At 40.3% G+C, this 15,893-nt stretch carries 12 protein-coding genes; 5 read left to right on the top strand and 7 right to left on the bottom strand.

Annotated elements, in window-relative coordinates:
* Positions 1–59: 59 nt before the first annotated feature.
* From rpoD to rsmD, 5 genes are all read right to left on the bottom strand, one after another.
* Entirely contained in the window at positions 60–1,901 is a 1,842-nt protein-coding gene (gene rpoD, locus H5187_RS11025) for an RNA polymerase sigma factor RpoD (protein WP_145234798.1), read from the bottom strand.
* Between the two features lie 131 nt (positions 1,902–2,032).
* Positions 2,033–3,787 carry a DNA primase gene (gene dnaG / locus H5187_RS11020; protein WP_182797866.1) on the bottom strand — a complete coding sequence of 585 codons (1,755 nt, stop codon included), beginning with the start codon at positions 3,785–3,787 and terminating at the stop codon, positions 2,033–2,035.
* 169 nt (positions 3,788–3,956) lie between these two features.
* Entirely contained in the window at positions 3,957–4,403 is a 447-nt protein-coding gene (locus tag H5187_RS11015) for a GatB/YqeY domain-containing protein (RefSeq protein WP_145234803.1), read from the bottom strand.
* A 20-nt stretch (positions 4,404–4,423) separates the two neighbouring features.
* Positions 4,424–4,639: a 30S ribosomal protein S21 gene (gene rpsU, locus H5187_RS11010; RefSeq protein WP_002957797.1), complete on the bottom strand. Its 216-nt coding sequence runs from the start codon at positions 4,637–4,639 to the stop codon at positions 4,424–4,426.
* Between the two features lie 163 nt (positions 4,640–4,802).
* Positions 4,803–5,402 carry a 16S rRNA (guanine(966)-N(2))-methyltransferase RsmD gene (rsmD, locus tag H5187_RS11005; RefSeq protein WP_145234805.1) on the bottom strand — a complete coding sequence of 200 codons (600 nt, stop codon included), beginning with the start codon at positions 5,400–5,402 and terminating at the stop codon, positions 4,803–4,805.
* 213 nt (positions 5,403–5,615) lie between these two features.
* Between rsmD and ftsY the strand changes: the two genes are divergently transcribed.
* The 5 genes from ftsY (at position 5,616) to H5187_RS10980 (ending at position 13,083) form a co-directional block, all read left to right on the top strand.
* Positions 5,616–7,691, top strand: coding sequence for a signal recognition particle-docking protein FtsY (gene ftsY, locus H5187_RS11000; RefSeq protein WP_182797865.1), 2,076 nt, complete (start codon positions 5,616–5,618; stop codon positions 7,689–7,691).
* Positions 7,692–7,743: 52 nt separating this feature from the next.
* The gene (gene ftsE / locus H5187_RS10995) at positions 7,744–8,421 is read left to right on the top strand and encodes a cell division ATP-binding protein FtsE (RefSeq protein WP_182717204.1); all 678 of its coding nucleotides are present in this window, start codon (positions 7,744–7,746) and stop codon (positions 8,419–8,421) included.
* Positions 8,418–9,404: a permease-like cell division protein FtsX gene (ftsX, locus tag H5187_RS10990; protein ID WP_182717203.1), complete on the top strand. Its 987-nt coding sequence runs from the start codon at positions 8,418–8,420 to the stop codon at positions 9,402–9,404. Before ftsE ends, ftsX begins: the two co-directional genes overlap by 4 nt.
* 223 nt (positions 9,405–9,627) lie before the next feature.
* Entirely contained in the window at positions 9,628–10,491 is an 864-nt protein-coding gene (gene rpoH, locus H5187_RS10985) for an RNA polymerase sigma factor RpoH (protein ID WP_145234811.1), read from the top strand.
* A 720-nt stretch (positions 10,492–11,211) separates the two neighbouring features.
* Positions 11,212–13,083 carry a methyl-accepting chemotaxis protein gene (locus tag H5187_RS10980; RefSeq protein WP_182739747.1) on the top strand — a complete coding sequence of 624 codons (1,872 nt, stop codon included), beginning with the start codon at positions 11,212–11,214 and terminating at the stop codon, positions 13,081–13,083.
* Positions 13,084–13,476: 393 nt separating this feature from the next.
* Here the strand turns inward: H5187_RS10980 and H5187_RS10975 are convergent, their stop codons facing one another.
* Both H5187_RS10975 and H5187_RS10970 read right to left on the bottom strand, forming a co-directional pair.
* Positions 13,477–14,370, bottom strand: coding sequence for a hypothetical protein (locus H5187_RS10975; RefSeq protein ID WP_182794115.1), 894 nt, complete (start codon positions 14,368–14,370; stop codon positions 13,477–13,479).
* A gap of 151 nt (positions 14,371–14,521) precedes the next feature.
* A complete protein-coding gene (locus tag H5187_RS10970) occupies positions 14,522–15,538 on the bottom strand; it encodes a DUF4238 domain-containing protein (RefSeq protein ID WP_182794114.1) in 1,017 nt (338 codons plus the stop codon).
* Positions 15,539–15,893: the final 355 nt, after the last annotated feature.

Below are 15,893 nucleotides of genomic sequence, written 5' to 3'. Positions count from 1 at the left end.
CTGTAAATAGAAAAAAGGCCGCTACAGCGGCCTTTTAAATTTAAATCTGTATTTGCTAATTACTTAGCATCTAAGAAGCTTTTCAATAAGTCAGAGCGTGAAGGGTGGCGTAATTTACGTAGTGCCTTCGCTTCGATTTGACGAATACGCTCACGCGTTACGTCAAACTGCTTACCTACTTCTTCTAGGGTATGGTCGGTATTCATATCGATACCAAAACGCATACGCAATACTTTAGCTTCGCGGGCTGTTAAGCCAGCAAGCACATCATTGGTAGCGCCACGAAGAGATTCCATTGTTGCCGAGTCGATTGGCGAATCAATAGTGGTATCTTCGATAAAGTCACCTAAGTGCGAATCTTCATCATCACCGATTGGCGTTTCCATTGAAATTGGCTCTTTAGCAATCTTAAGTACCTTACGGATTTTATCCTCAGGCATCATCATGCGTTCTGCTAATTCTTCTGGATTTGGCTCACGACCCATTTCTTGCAGCATTTGACGAGAAATACGATTAAGTTTATTAATCGTTTCAATCATATGCACCGGAATACGGATTGTACGCGCTTGGTCGGCGATAGAGCGGGTGATTGCTTGACGGATCCACCACGTAGCATAAGTTGAAAACTTATAACCACGGCGATATTCAAACTTATCAACAGCTTTCATCAAACCAATGTTACCTTCTTGGATTAAGTCCAAAAATTGTAAACCACGGTTGGTGTATTTTTTCGCAATTGAGATCACAAGACGTAAGTTAGCTTCAACCATTTCTTTTTTCGCACGGCGCGCTTTTGCTTCACCAATGCTCATACGACGGTTGATGTCTTTAATACGCTCAATGCTTAAACCTGTGCTTTCTTCGATTACACATAGTTTATTAATACAGCGGATGATTTCTGGTTTGATTTCTTCTAATTTTGCAGAATGTTTTTCATTCGCAGCAATCTCAAGATCAATCCATGCAGCATCAGTTTCATTATTAGCAAAGTGCTTAACAAAAGTTTTCTTCGGTAACTTAGCGATTTGTACAGCTTGTTTCATGACGATACGTTCTTGAACACGAACTCTGTCCATCATTTCACGCATGTTGTTAACCATACGATCAAACTGTTTCGGCACTAGTTTAAAGGTTTTAAACAGCTCACCAATCTCAAAAATCGCAGCTTGCGATTCTGGATGTGAACGGCCTTTACTATCAAACGTGTCGCGCGCTTTATTATAAAGATCACGAAGATTTTCAAAGTGAACACGAGCCTCTTCAGGATCTGGGCCAGTATCTACTTCTTCTTCGTCTTCATCATCGCTATCAGTATCATCGTCATCTTCATCATCAAGTTCTTTTTCGCTTAATTCAGAACCGATATGGGTAGCAGAGATTGGCGCAGCATCTTCATTAGGATCGAAGAAACCAGAGATAATGTCGCTTAAGCGCATTTCTTCTGCTTCAAACTTATCCCATTGCTCAAGTAGGTATGTAATTGCTTCAGGGTATTCTGCAACCGAGATTTGTACTTGGTTGATCCCTTCTTCAATACGCTTAGCGATAACAATTTCGCCTTCACGGGTAAGCAATTCAACAGTACCCATTTCACGCATGTACATACGAACCGGATCCGTTGTACGGCCGATTTCTTTATCTACAGTAGCAAGCGCAGCGGCTGCAGCTTCCGCTGCGTCTTCATCTGTTGTTGTTTCTTGCATCATCAATTCATCGGCATCAGGCGCGTTTTCGCTAACCTTGATACCCATATCATTGATCATACTAATGATATCTTCTACTTGATCTGAATCGATAATATCTTGTGGAAGGTGATCATTAACTTCTGCAAAAGTTAAGTAACCTTGCTCTTTACCTTTTTGAATCAGAAGTTTTAATTGTGACTGAGGAGTTGGATCCATAGAGATTGTTTCTTCCACTCTGATAAGTTGATACAACAGGCGCCAGCTTGCTTATTTATTAAGCCAAGCTAAGTATTATTTGACGCAGTGAATAGCACAGTATAACAGCATAATTCATTTTTGACTAGCTGTTAGTGTCTTTTCGACCCTTTTAACGCTTGAGTAAGGGCTAAACATTCTAGTCTTTCTTCACTCGTAAGTCCTTGGGTCTTGTCTTTTATTAATAAGGTCTCGAGTCGATAATTTAAACACTGATCTTCAATAAATCTGAAAGTATTTTTAAATTCGTCCTCTAAACGGTCGTCATTGATCTCATGACGCCAAGTAGCGAGCTTAATGAGCGCCTCGTACTCGGGTGTTTCTCGAAATGATTCAATTAATTGCGCTGTAGTAATGTCACTTTTTTGTAAAGCGCAATGTTGCAACCTAATAAGCAAGGCGATACCGGCAATATTCATTTGTGCTAAATCAGCTAAATAAGGCACTGTATTGGCTAATTTAGGGTGCTGAATTAGTAACCCAATTGCGCGACGCATTGGCGTAATTTTAAATTTTCGCTCAATCGCATGCTGCTGTTTAGGTGTTTTTAAGCGATTGTTTAACTGCTCTTTAGTGCGGCCTATTAATCGACCTAAGTGCTCTAATAAGTTTTCTTGATAAAACTGACTAGGGATTTTCTCAACCAACGGAAGCACAGCACTAAGAAGCTTAGCTTTACCTGCATCGGTAGTTAAATCAATCTCTTGGCTGAGTTTATTAAATAGCACTTTAGTAAAATCATCGGCTTGAGATAAACGTAGTTCAAACGCTTCTTTGCCTTCTTTTTGTACTAATGAATCGGGATCTTCACCGTCTGGTAAAAATACAAACAGTAGCGCTTTGCCATCATTTAAATAGGGCAGGGCATTTTCGAGTGCACGCCAAGCGGCATCTCGGCCAGCGCGGTCACCATCATAACAACAAATTACCCGGTCAGTGGCTCTAAACAATGTATGCATGTGTTCAGTGGTGGTGGCAGTACCAAGCGCAGCTACCGCATATTCAATACCTTGCTCGCTCAGTGCCACAACATCCATATAGCCTTCAACTATGAGTACATGGTCGAGCTTTTTATGCGCTTGTTTTGCTTCATATAATCCATATAGTTCAAAGCCTTTATGGAAGATACGGGTTTCTGGCGAGTTTAAATATTTAGGTCCTTGATCCGCTTGCATCACACGGCCACCAAAGGCAACAACACGACCACGTTTATCGCGAATAGGGAACATTAAGCGATCACGAAAGAAGTCAAATTGGCGGCCTGGGGTTTTCTCTGAGGCCAGCTTTAGCTCAACTAATTGCTCTTTTTGTGCTTTATTGCGGCCAAGTTGTTGGCAAAGGCCTTCCCATTCACTGGGGGCATAACCAATCATAAACTTTTTAACGGTTTCGCCACTTAGGCCTCGGCCTTTTACATAGTCTATTACGGTTGCTGAATTAGCATGATGTTTTAACTGGTGTTGATAAAAACGCGCACTATGGAGCATTAAATCGTAATCTGAGCGTTTTTGTTCTGCGGTACGCTCTGGACCATTACTGGTGCCTTGCTCTCGAGGTACATCAAGATTTAGGATGCTTGCAAGTTCTTCAATGGCATCAACAAATTCAAGCTTGTCGTATTCCATAACAAATGAAATAGCGTTGCCGTTCGCACCACAACCAAAGCAATGATAAAACTGTTTGTCTTGAGATACTGTAAATGATGGGGATTTTTCGTTATGAAAAGGGCAACAGGCTTGGTAATCTTTGCCCGCTTTTTTTAAGCCAACTTTGGAGTCAATTAGCTCAACAATATCGGTTCTGGCAAGTAAATCATCTATAAAATTACGTGGGATCTTTCCAGCCATTAGTAAAGTGTAGTCCTGAGATAAATAGAAAATAAGGTGAACGAAATATCAGATAATTTAGTTCTACAATTTAGATTTGAACACAAATGCTATTTTTATTAAAGCGAAAAACGAAGAAACCGAGCACATGGCTCGGTTTGCTTAAATCATACATCTGTATGTGGGAGTATTAGGCAGTTAATCGTTGCTTAATTAAACCAGAGATCTTACCTAAATCGGCGCGACCTTCAGCTTTGCTTTTGATTATACCCATTACTTTACCCATATCTTGCATACCTGCTGCGTTAGTATCAGCAATAGCCGCATCAATAAGAGCTATGATTTCTTCTTCACTCAATTGTTGAGGTAAGAATTCTTCAAGAGCTGTAATCTCATTGGCTTCAATTTCGGCTAAATCTTCACGGCCAGCATCAGTATACTGAGTGTAAGAATCACGGCGTTGTTTAACAAGCTTCACTAATACTGCGGTAATACCGTCATCATCAAGTGTTATTTGCTCGTCAATTTCACGCTGCTTGATTGCAGCAAGCACCATACGAATTGGGTTAAGACGAGATTTGTCTTTCGCTCGCATCGCATCTTTTTGCGCATCTTTTAGCTTTATTAAAAGGCTCATTTATACAAGACCAATACTGATCAATATAATTTAACGCGACGTGCGTTATCGCGAGAAAGCTTCTTCATGTGACGCTTAACCGCTGCAGCTTTTTTACGCTTACGCTCAGCTGTTGGCTTTTCATAGTGCTCGCGACGACGAACTTCTGAAAGGATACCTGCTTTTTCACATGAACGCTTGAAGCGACGAAGTGCTACGTCAAACGGTTCGTTCTCTCTTACTTTAATTACTGGCATTAAAAATTCACCTACCTAAATAATGAGCGTTGCTCAAGTTGATCAAACAATGATCAAGTGGTTCAAAAATGGTGCAGTATTGTAATCCGAAGCCGCACCACATGTAAAGGATAAATATTGTCTGCTCCAAGTGGAAACAAAAAATATTTCTATGTTACTAATTTTACTGTAGTTCATAGAGGCGGCAAAATACTTGTCCCGCCGCTTTTTCTTTTAATAACAGCCAATTGCTAGGTGTTTGCAATGCACTCATCTCACTTTCTACTTCAACATAAATGAGAGCATTTTTACTTAGCCAGTCATTTTCAGTGAGTAAATCACAGCATTTTTGGGCTAAACCTTGGCGAAAAGGTGGATCAATAAACACTAAGTTAAACTGTTGTTGCTGAGTATTGTTACTTAAATAAAGCAAACTGTCGGTGCAAATTACTTCAGCGTTAGTGAGCTTTAACGTGTCAATATTAGTTTGTAATTGGTTGGCGGCTAGTTTATCCATCTCTAAAAAGCGTGCACTGAGAGCAAAACGAGAGAGTGCTTCAAAACCTAATCCACCGGAACCTGCAAAACAATCGAGTACTTTAGTATCGCGAGTATCTTGCATTAACCAGTTAAATACCGTTTCTTTGATACGATCTGTGGTTGGACGAAGACCTTGCACATCTTTTACTGGTAATTTACGGCCACGAAATTGCCCGCTGATGATCCTAATAACGCCATCGCTGGCTTTATTACTCACTTGTTTTTGTGGTGATTTATTTCTCATTTAGCTCACTAAAAAATGGTATCTAGAATCCAGCTCAGATAATATTGCAATCATATAGTAGCGTGTCATTTTTCAACTGCGCTAAAAGTGTTACTATGAGCATCTTAGACAATATGTTGTGGTTATTAGCGGCTGTGCTTTTAAAGCAATGCAGCGAATACACAAAGTATTACCGTTAGTTTATCAGATTTTTATAAGTGGTTATTAGCAAGTATGGCAAAAAAAAATAAATTCCTGTCTTGGTTTGGTTTTGGTAAGTCAGATAAAAACCAACAAGTAGAGCAGACCGCCCAAGAGGCCGATAACCAACAAGCGGAAGTTGAGCGCTTAGAACAACAGCGTATTGCCGCAGAGCAAGCTGAAGCTGAGCGTTTAGAGCAACAACGAATTGCTGCAGAAGAGGCGGAAGCTGAGCGCGCAGAGCAACAGCGCATTGCTGCAGAGCAAGCGGAAGCTGAGCGCTTAGAACAACAGCGCATTGTTGCAGAGCAAGCTGAAGCTGAGCGCTTAGAACAACAGCGCATTGTTGCAGAGCAAGCGGAAGCTGAGCGCTTAGAACAACAGCGCATTGTTGCAGAGCAAGCTGAAGCAGAGCGCTTAGAACAACAGCGCATTGTTGCAGAGCAAGCTGAGGCAGAGCGCTTAGAACAACAGCGTATTGCTGTAGAGCAAGCTGAGGCACGTGATGCTGAACGCCAAGCCATCACAGATGCTGAATTAGCAGCAACAGAACAAGCAGAACAACAACGCCGCGATGAAGCCGCTCGTTTAGTGCAGCAAGAAGAAGCAATGCTTTTAGAGCAAGAACGTATCGCAGCAGAGCAAGCCGAAGCTGAGCGTTTAGAGCAAGAGCGTATTGTTACTGAGCAAGCGGAAGCTGAGCGTTTAGAGCAAGAGCGTATTGCCGCGGAGCAAGCCGAAGCTGAACGTGTAGAGCAAGAGCGTATTGCTGCCGAGCAAGCCGAAGCTGAGCGTTTAGAGCAAGAGCTTATTGCCGCAGAGCAAGCCGAAGTTGAACGTGTAGAGCAAGAGCGTATTGCTGCCGAGCAAGCTGAAGCTGAACGTGTAGAACAAGTGCGTATCGCAGCAGAGCAAGCCGAAGCTGAACGTGTAGAGCAAGAGCGTATCGCAGCAGAGCAAGCCGAAGCTGAGCGTGTAGAGCAACAACGTATTGCTGCCGAGCAGGCCGAAGCTGAACGTGTAGAGCAAGAGCGTATTGCTGCCGAGCAAGCTGAAGCTGAACGTGTAGAGCAACAACGTATTGCTGCCGAAGAGGCGGAAGCTGAGCGTTTAGAGCAAGAGCGATTAACGGCCGAGCTTGCCATCGAGGAAGCAAAAACAGCTGAAAAACCTAAAAAAGAAGGGTTCTTTGCTCGTCTTAAAAAAGGCTTATTAAAAACCAAAGTAAACTTAGGTTCTGGCTTTGCATCGATTTTCACTGGTAAGAAAATTGATGATGAATTATTTGAAGATCTTGAAACTCAGCTATTAACAGCCGACTTAGGTGTTGATACCACCATGAAGCTGATCGATCGTTTGACTGATGCGGCTAACCGCAAACAGTTAAAGGATGGTGATGCATTATATGAGCTAATGAAGCAAGAAATGGCGGCGATGCTTAAAACGGCAGAACAGCCATTAGAAATTCCTGCTGATAAAAAACCATTTGTTATTTTAATGGTGGGTGTTAATGGAGTTGGTAAAACAACGACCATTGGTAAACTTGCTAAGCAATTTCAGGATCAAGGTAAATCAGTCATGTTAGCTGCAGGTGATACTTTCCGTGCAGCTGCGGTTGAGCAATTACAAGTATGGGGCGAGCGTAATAAAATCCCAGTAATCGCACAGCACACCGGTGCTGATAGTGCCTCAGTGATATTTGATGCATTTCAAGCTGCCAAAGCGCGTAACGTTGATGTGTTAATTGCAGATACAGCTGGTCGCTTGCAAAATAAAGACAACTTGATGCAAGAGCTTGAAAAAATAGCCCGGGTGATGAAGAAAATTGATCCCGATGCACCGCATGAAGTGATGCTAACCATCGATGCAGGCACAGGGCAAAATGCAATTAGCCAAGTGAACTTATTTAATCAGTGTGTTGGCCTTACCGGTATTACATTGTCTAAGTTAGATGGTACAGCCAAAGGTGGGGTTATTTTTGCCGTCGCCGATAAATTTAATATTCCGATCCGCTATATTGGTGTTGGTGAAGGCATTGATGATTTACGTGCATTTAATAGTAATGACTTCATTGATGCGCTATTTAGCCAAGATGAGGACGAAGTTTAAATTTCAAAGGGGAGCTTGCTCCCTTTTCAGCTGTGGATGATTGATAACTAAAATGATAAATTTTCAGCAAGTCAGCAAAACATATCCCGGTGGTCACCGAGCACTGGAAAAAGTTAATTTTCATGTTAAACCGGGTGAATTGGCTTTTTTAACAGGTCACAGTGGTGCCGGTAAAAGTACCTTACTTAAACTCATTAGTTTAATGGAACGCCCGTCGGCGGGTCATGTTTTTATTAATGGCGTTGATTTAAATGCAGTAAAATCGCGGCAAATTCCTTATGTCCGCCGTGATATTGGTATCATATTTCAAAACCACCGTTTATTAGAGCGCCACACTATTTTTGATAATGTTGCCTTGCCGCTAATTATCGAAGGTACGCATCATAAGCAAATTGAAAAGCGTGTGCATGGCGCACTTGATAAAGTTGGCTTGCTAGATAAAGTAAAATGCCACCCTTCAACACTCTCTGGTGGTGAACAACAGCGAGTTGGGATTGCCCGGGCAATTGTAAACTCTCCGCCATTATTACTTGCAGATGAACCAACCGGTAACCTAGATCCTGAGCTTTCCATGGATATCTTGCGTTTGTTTGAAGAATTTAATAATCATGGCACTACAGTCTTAATTGCCACTCATGATTTAGGGCTGATCTCGCGAATGAAATACCGTAGCTTAACCTTAAAAGATGGTCGCATGAGTGAAGATCCATTGGCAGAGGCAACACTATGAGTTTGTTATTCAAAGGCCGAAAAAGCCAAAATGAACGAGTAAAAAAATCAGTTTTTGCAGCCGGCTATTTTTTTGTGCTGAATATATTTCGCCAAGGTGTATATAGCCTAGGGGAAATGTGGCGCACACCGATGGCGTCAATGATGACCATTGCGGTGTTGGGTTTAAGTTTAACCTTACCAGCGACCTTGTATTTAGTGGTTAAAAATGTGCAGCAGGTCAGCAGTGGCTTTGAAGAAGCTGCAGAGATTTCATTATTTGTAAAAGAATCCATGAGTGAACAAGAAACAAAAACGCTTGTTAAACGCTTAGCACTCTACCCTGAAATTGATAATGTCACTTTTATTTCTAAACAAAATGCGCTCATTGAATTTAAAGAAGTATCAGGGTTTGGCCAAGCACTTGAATATTTAGATAGCAATCCTCTGCCAGATGTTGTTATCGTCACGCCGACTTCTCGCCATCGTCAACCAAACGCCGCGCAAGCATTATTAAAAAAGCTTGAAGCAGAGCGTGAAGTTGATTTTGGTAAATTAGATATTGCCTGGCTTGAGCGCTTAAATGCATTATTAAGCCTGTTAAAAGAAAGCGTGATCACCATCGCGTTGTTATTACTGACTTCGGTAACTTTGATCATAGGCAACACTATTCGCTTATCAATTATGGATAAGAAAGAAGAGATCCAAGTGATGAAGCTAGTCGGTGCAACCAATACCTTTATTCATGCGCCATTTTTATGGACCGGCATTTGGTATGGCATTGTTGGTGGTTTGTTTGCTTTTATATGTGTGGCCCTCATGATGTGGTGGCTTGGATCTGCAGTTACCCAAGTCGCTGGAGTGTATCAAACTAACTTTAATTTAATTGGCTTAAGTTTAGGCGAGTTTGGCGCGTTAGTGCTACTTGCAACCAGCTTAGGGTTTGTTGGCTCTTACTTATCTGTTAATCGATATATAAAAGAAATCGAACCCGATAAAGTGTAACAATTATTGTTTATAATCATTGATTAAGTTGGTTGTGGTGAATTGCTTTATCATAACCAACTGACCGCAAAGCTAGAATTCATCGCTTATTCAGGCGTTTAAAGTAGAATAAAAAACACTAAAAAACCACTTGCTTCAATCGAAAAAAAGTTTTACATTGAAGTTAGCACTCTAAGTGAAAGAGTGCTAAGATGGTTTCAAATGTTTATCACTGAGGTGAAAAATGAGTAAAGATTTATACGCAATGGCACTCACAGTTGGACAGCAAAGCGCAAGTATGGACGGTTACCTTCAAGCGGTAAGCACTATACCTATGCTAGGTGCTGAGCAAGAAAAAGAGTTAGCGACTCGCTTACAGGAAGATGGCGATCTTAACGCTGCAAAGCAACTCATCATGTCTCACCTTCGTTTTGTTGCACATATAGCTAAAGGTTATTCAGGTTACGGCCTACCGCAAGCTGATTTGATTCAAGAAGGCAATATCGGCCTGATGAAAGCAGTAAAACGTTTTGACCCATCAGTGGGCGTACGTTTGGTTTCATTTGCAGTGCATTGGATCAAGGCCGAAATACACGAGTTTGTACTTAAAAACTGGCGCATTGTTAAAGTTGCGACCACTAAAGCGCAACGCAAATTGTTTTTTAATCTTCGTAAAAACAAAAAACGTTTAGGTTGGTTTAACCAAGCTGAAGTTGCTACCGTAGCGAGTGAGCTAGGTGTGAGTGAAAAAGAAGTTCGTGAAATGGAATCGCGCATGAGCGGCCAAGACATGGGTTTTGATTTAACCGGTGACGACAGCGATGACGCACCAACTAGTACCTATTCGCCTGTGCAATACTTAACTGATGGCAGTAATGATTTAGCTGAAGAAGTTGAACAGCAACAATATCAAGAGCAATCTCATACACGTTTATTTAGTGCGTTAAAAACCCTAGATGAACGTTCACAAGACATTGTTAGTGCTCGTTGGTTATCAGACGATAAAGCAACACTGCAAGAACTGGCTGAAAAATACAGCGTATCTGCAGAGCGTGTTCGTCAACTTGAAAAAACAGCGATGAAAAAGTTACAAGCTGCAATGAGTTAATCACAGTTTTACAAAATTATTAAAAGCCCTGCATGAAAATGCGGGGCTTTTTGCGTTTAGGGAAGCTATAAGTTTTAAGCGATAAGTCATTAGTAGCAAAAATAATATGGATTTCATACAGGGCGACTGCTCCGTCGTCACGGCTATTACTTTTGCTTAATTTAATATAATGACTAGGGTCTGTTGATCTTTCAAGGTTGAATTTGCAGCAGTCTGTTTGGTATTTAGGCAAGGCAGAGTCTATGTGGTGTGGTTATTCCCCATAAATAGGCTATAACGCAGCATCAATGCCAAACAGGCGCTGCCCGAAGGGGTCTGCCTAGGGGCAATTAACTCTTTGTTACTCGATTTTTACTTAGCCCACTAGGTTACAAACCTCGCGCCGCGATTAAATTGCCCCTAGTTTGAACAAATATTAATCCGCAAAGGTCAACAGACCCTAGGCGTTACAATTATTTTAAATAAAAATATACGTGCAGTATTTATACCGTGCTATTTATTTACACTCGTTAGGTTATTAATTTAAGTTTTACATTGAATTAATAATGATTCTTTTTATATTCACTTAAATCACTGATTTTAATTTATTATTCAAATCTTGTATGCGAAAATAGAACAAGATTGAGAATTTTCTCTCAATTCATACTCTAAATTAAGCTAACCCCAAGCTGTATTTATATCCGTATTTCAATTTAATTAAAGTCAGTATTAGCACTCAATATGAATTCATATTCACTAAAGAAAAAAATATTATTATCGGTTGTTCTCGCCCTCGTAATTGTTGTTGTATTATTGTCATGGTATAGCTACTCCACGCAAAAAGCGTTGTTACTGCAAAACAGTGTTGATAGTGTGAGGCAAGCAGGTAAACAGCAAGCCGCGCGTATCGAAGCATGGTTAACCGATCGTCAGCGAGTGATCGCTTCTGTCGCCACTAAAGTTGAAGGTGATACGCTTAATGCATTGCAGCAAGCACAGGTATCTGGCGATTTTCAATTAACCTATTTTGGTAACCGCGACGGGCTGATGGTGGACTCTGATCCCAGCATTGACCGCTCAGGTTATGATCCTAGAACACGTCCTTGGTATCAGCAGTCACAGCAAGCTCGTAGCAGCATAATTACCAAGCCTTATTTGGATGTTGCCTTTAATCTATTGGTCGTTACCATAGCTCATCCAGCGCGTAATGGTGTGGTTGGCGGTGATGTGTCAATTGCGAGTATTGTCGATAGCGTTAGCAATATGTCTCTACCGGCAAACGGTTATGCCATCATGATGCATGAAGACGGTACTGTGATCGCCTATAAAGACTCAAGTAAATTGATGGGTAAAATCACCAATATTGAGACTAAATTAAGCAGCCGACTAATAGAATCAAGTAGCCAAACAGGCCAACTTACGCCTGTTTATTTTGAAACTGAAGCTCGGGATAAGCTAATTTGGAGTGAAAAAATCCCCAATACAGATTGGCAGCTAGTTTTTGTACTCGACAAACAAACGTTAGAGGCACCATTAGTTAGCTTGATGGTCACCCAGTTAGGACTGGCAACGTTAGCACTGATCATTAGTGTATTATCTATTTCTTGGTTGTTAAGTTTGTTACTAGGGCCACTAAGTCGCGTGTCGCAAGCGTTATCTCGTATTGCTGCAGGCAATGGTGATTTAACTCAGCGTATTACAGTCGACAGCCAAGACGAAGTCGGCATGTTAGCTGATAGCTTTAATAGTTTTGTAAGTAGTCAACATCAGCTGATCAGTCATATTCGTCAACTAGCGACTGATCTAGACTCAGATGCAGAGAAAAGTCTGTTAACCAATCAATCAAGCGTTAATGAACTACAGCGCCAACAGCAAGAAGTTACAATGGTTGCTACCGCAGTTACAGAGATGTCCAGTGCTACTCATGAAATTGCAGCTAACGCTGAAAATACCGCTGCTGCATCCCAGCAATCGGCGCAAAGCAGTATTCAGGGGAAAAGCTTAGTTGATAAAACCAGAACCACGATTAACTCATTGGCATCAGAAATTGATGAAACCACAGTTGTGATCAGTGAGCTGAGCCTGCATGCACAAGCAATCTCAAGTATTTTAACGACGATTCAGGAGATTGCAGAGCAAACTAATTTACTGGCATTAAATGCTGCGATTGAAGCGGCGCGTGCCGGCGAGCAAGGCCGTGGTTTTGCTGTTGTCGCAGACGAAGTTCGCGTGTTATCACATCGTACTCAAAACTCTACTGCAGAGATTTATACCACGATTGAAACGTTGCAAAATACCACTAAAAAAGCGGTTAGCTTGATGGATAGCAGTAAAAGTTTAGCTAATAACAGTGTTCACGATGTCAATGCCGCAGCACAAGCTTTAGAAGAAATTACTCAAGCAGTGAATGAGATCTCCGACATGGCGGGGCAAATTGCAGTCGCAGCAGAAGAGCAAACTCAAGTAACAAATGAGATAACCCGAAATACGGTCGCAATTAAAGATGTCACTGATGAAATCACGGCATCAGCAACAACGCATTTAAGCCAAGCAAAGGTACTGAAAGACCGCGCCACTGACTTAAATGAAAAAGTCGCCACCTTTATCCTGTAGTTTGACGTTATAGCTAGTAGGGCAGATATAGCCCTGCTAGCTTCTTTTTAGTTTTTAGTTTTTAGTTTTTAGTTTTTAGTTTTAAGTGGTAAGTTTTAAGCCATAAGTGACAAACGCAGCCACCACTATCTTCTTGTCCTCTTGCGAAACATTATAGAAAAAGAACTTTAAGTTAATTATTCACAAATAGGTTAGAGGCGCCGCGCTTTAGAGTTATCAACATAGGTTGGTTTGAGCGCAGCGAAATCCAACTAAAAATATCCAAACCTATAAACTACAAAGTTTTGACTTATCGACTGTCTTGAATGTGCCAATTGCGGTCATTGGTAACGCTCACGTAATAGCCGCGAGCTTGCTAACACCCTTATTGACTCGCTTGTTATGCGTTTTTCCCTATTGCAAATTAAGCTGAACTTTATGAACAACTTCTACCACTATTGCTTCTAGGTTGGTACCGAGTTTTAGCTCCAAATTCGGACTGGATGTATATGGAGAAAGAGCTTGTTGAATAGCAGGGTAATTTTCTTCAACAGTCTTTTGTAACTGCTTGACTGTTAGATACAAAGAATCAGACTGCACAATAGCACTGGTTGGGTGATTACTTGCTGAGTAACCACCTCCCATAGGCATATACTCAGTACCATCGTTTACCACTATGGTAGTGTTTGCAGCTTTATTCCTTAAGGCTCTTCTTTCCTTAGTTGTTAAAACTGGCGATTGAGAGTTTGTTTTCAAAACATATGGCTTCAACACACTTGGCCAATTATCATGCATCACCTGAATTAAATCAGTATTAGTCCAAGTCACCACCGAACCATCAGCTTTTTCATGCTGCAAGATGTCGATCAGATAAGCATCACTTTCACTAAAGTAAATAAAAAGCAGCTCATTACTTCTACTCTCATCAAAGTGCAAATGATGTATTCCCCACTCTGAGAGAAGTAAATCAGCAAACTTAGATTGATTCAATTTCCTTATTCTATTACTTGACAAAATATTTATGTCATTACCATGTGACAGCTTGTTAACTATCTCGATAATTTCACTCGACTCCGACAGTTTGTCTGATACATGGACATTCCATTTGCGTACAGATATACGCCGAGTATAAACAGTAAAAAAGTGATGCAATAGATTGTGTAAGTCGTAGTTTTCGATCTTATCTTTTAATTCATCAGAACGTTTATCTTGTTGACGTAATTGTTCTGGCGAAGGGACATTTAAGCCGCATTCCTTAAGAGCTGCTTGAAGCTCATCTGACAAATCCGAAAAAAAATTAATGTTCATTTATTATCTCAATGCCCTGAAAAATGCTTAACGCCTACTTAAGTGTGAGCAACGCTACCACAACACTCGACTGTTACATCGTAAACACAAAAGCTCAATCAGACCAAAACCGCCGAGCGTTGAGAATCCGTCTTAAAGCGTTTGTTATAAGTTACTCCATCAGAGCCCACAACTCTTTCTTTAAGTCACTAAGCCCTTGATTTCCATACCTCAGATTCGCATAATTAATCACATTTTCTAATGTTGGCTTATCATTGCAAAATACAAATCTTTTTGCTTGTAAATAATTTAGTACTGATAACTTAAATGCCCAATCAGCTACATTCGTAATCTTTAACTGCGCTTGGTAATTAAAATTAATATAAGCTAAGTTAGGTGACCAAGTAAAAATAAACTCTTGTTCCAAGCTTACCCCGCGACCACTAGTGATAAATGGAGCATCAGAGCTGACAATTATTTGTTCTGGAAGGTAAACTTGGCACAACTTGTGGTATTTTTTTTTATTAATGTAAACGCCCGACAATGGAAAAATAAGACTCTTATAGACTTTCATGAGATTTTTTTCTTCGCCAAATACAAATGGAAGATAAATGTCATGCTTTATTTCATTCAAAAACTCAGGAACAAGGTTAAAGTCTATGATTTCAATTTGGTTAGACTTTTGCAAAAAAGAGCTAATAGATTCAGATAGGTAGCTTTCTGTTGTGTTTAATTCAAAATATCCGTCATGTATAGTCAATCGCCAATAGAAAACTGAAATAAAGTAGTTAAACAGCCTAAAATAATAAGGCTCATCCATTAATTTATCCAGACTACATAAATACCTTGTTTCTTTTAATTTGTCTTTATCCCTAATTTTTAACTTTCTTTTTTTTATTTCTTCTAACTTATTACAGTAACTCGTAGTAACTTTAAAGAACTCCGACATTATTGATTCTAGCTCTGAAAAAGACTTTTCAATAAAAAAGTCCTTTTCACCAAGCATGTCTAAAGTATTTCTGTGCCTTTCGCAACATATTTCCTTAGTTGTTTTTGGTATTACAACACGGTGAAACTCTTTATCATAGGAGTACACACGATATAATTTTTTCTTTTTTGTGAACTCAAAAGCAAACGACTTAAGATAAAACTGTGGCAAATAATGATGAGATACAGGCTCTTTTGACATCTGCTTTACTTCCTATAACTTATAACATTCTTTATCAAAGGACTCTTTCCCTATTTTAGCGCGAAAACATTCTTATTTTATGAGCTTTTATTAATAACAAAAACTATAAGTTATTGCCACATATAAATATTATGCTTAATGTAACTTATTTAAATATGTAAAAAAGGGGAAAGTACCCTCTTAGTCTTAATTAGCTGACGGCAAGTCTCCTGAATGACCGCTGTTCGCTCGAAGCCGTCACTCAATTTTATTCTTACATTGTTGGGTTTCGTTGCTCTCAACCACAACCTACGGTAGTTAATTTAACGACGGACTATTCTGTTTTCCTAGAACCTAGAACCTAGAACCTAGAACC

It is taken from the genome of Pseudoalteromonas sp. SG44-1, assembly GCF_014164315.1.
GTDB classification, from domain to species: Bacteria; Pseudomonadota; Gammaproteobacteria; order Enterobacterales; family Alteromonadaceae; genus Pseudoalteromonas; species Pseudoalteromonas rhizosphaerae.
The sequence above is the reverse complement of the archived record's forward strand: the minus strand, read 5'-3'. Positions and strand labels throughout refer to the sequence as shown.

Excerpts from the sequence above, each read along its gene's own strand:
- rpoD (WP_145234798.1), bottom strand. The coding sequence starts at position 1,901 with ATGGATCCAACTCCTCAGTCACAATTAAAACTTCTGATTCAAAAAGGT.
- dnaG (WP_182797866.1), bottom strand. The coding sequence starts at position 3,787 with ATGGCTGGAAAGATCCCACGTAATTTTATAGATGATTTACTTGCCAGA.
- H5187_RS11015 (WP_145234803.1), bottom strand. The coding sequence starts at position 4,403 with ATGAGCCTTTTAATAAAGCTAAAAGATGCGCAAAAAGATGCGATGCGA.
- rpsU (WP_002957797.1), bottom strand. The coding sequence starts at position 4,639 with ATGCCAGTAATTAAAGTAAGAGAGAACGAACCGTTTGACGTAGCACTT.
- rsmD (WP_145234805.1), bottom strand. The coding sequence starts at position 5,402 with ATGAGAAATAAATCACCACAAAAACAAGTGAGTAATAAAGCCAGCGAT.
- ftsY (WP_182797865.1), top strand. The coding sequence starts at position 5,616 with ATGGCAAAAAAAAATAAATTCCTGTCTTGGTTTGGTTTTGGTAAGTCA.
- ftsE (WP_182717204.1), top strand. The coding sequence starts at position 7,744 with ATGATAAATTTTCAGCAAGTCAGCAAAACATATCCCGGTGGTCACCGA.
- ftsX (WP_182717203.1), top strand. The coding sequence starts at position 8,418 with ATGAGTTTGTTATTCAAAGGCCGAAAAAGCCAAAATGAACGAGTAAAA.
- rpoH (WP_145234811.1), top strand. The coding sequence starts at position 9,628 with ATGAGTAAAGATTTATACGCAATGGCACTCACAGTTGGACAGCAAAGC.
- H5187_RS10980 (WP_182739747.1), top strand. The coding sequence starts at position 11,212 with ATGAATTCATATTCACTAAAGAAAAAAATATTATTATCGGTTGTTCTC.
- H5187_RS10975 (WP_182794115.1), bottom strand. The coding sequence starts at position 14,370 with ATGAACATTAATTTTTTTTCGGATTTGTCAGATGAGCTTCAAGCAGCT.
- H5187_RS10970 (WP_182794114.1), bottom strand. The coding sequence starts at position 15,538 with ATGTCAAAAGAGCCTGTATCTCATCATTATTTGCCACAGTTTTATCTT.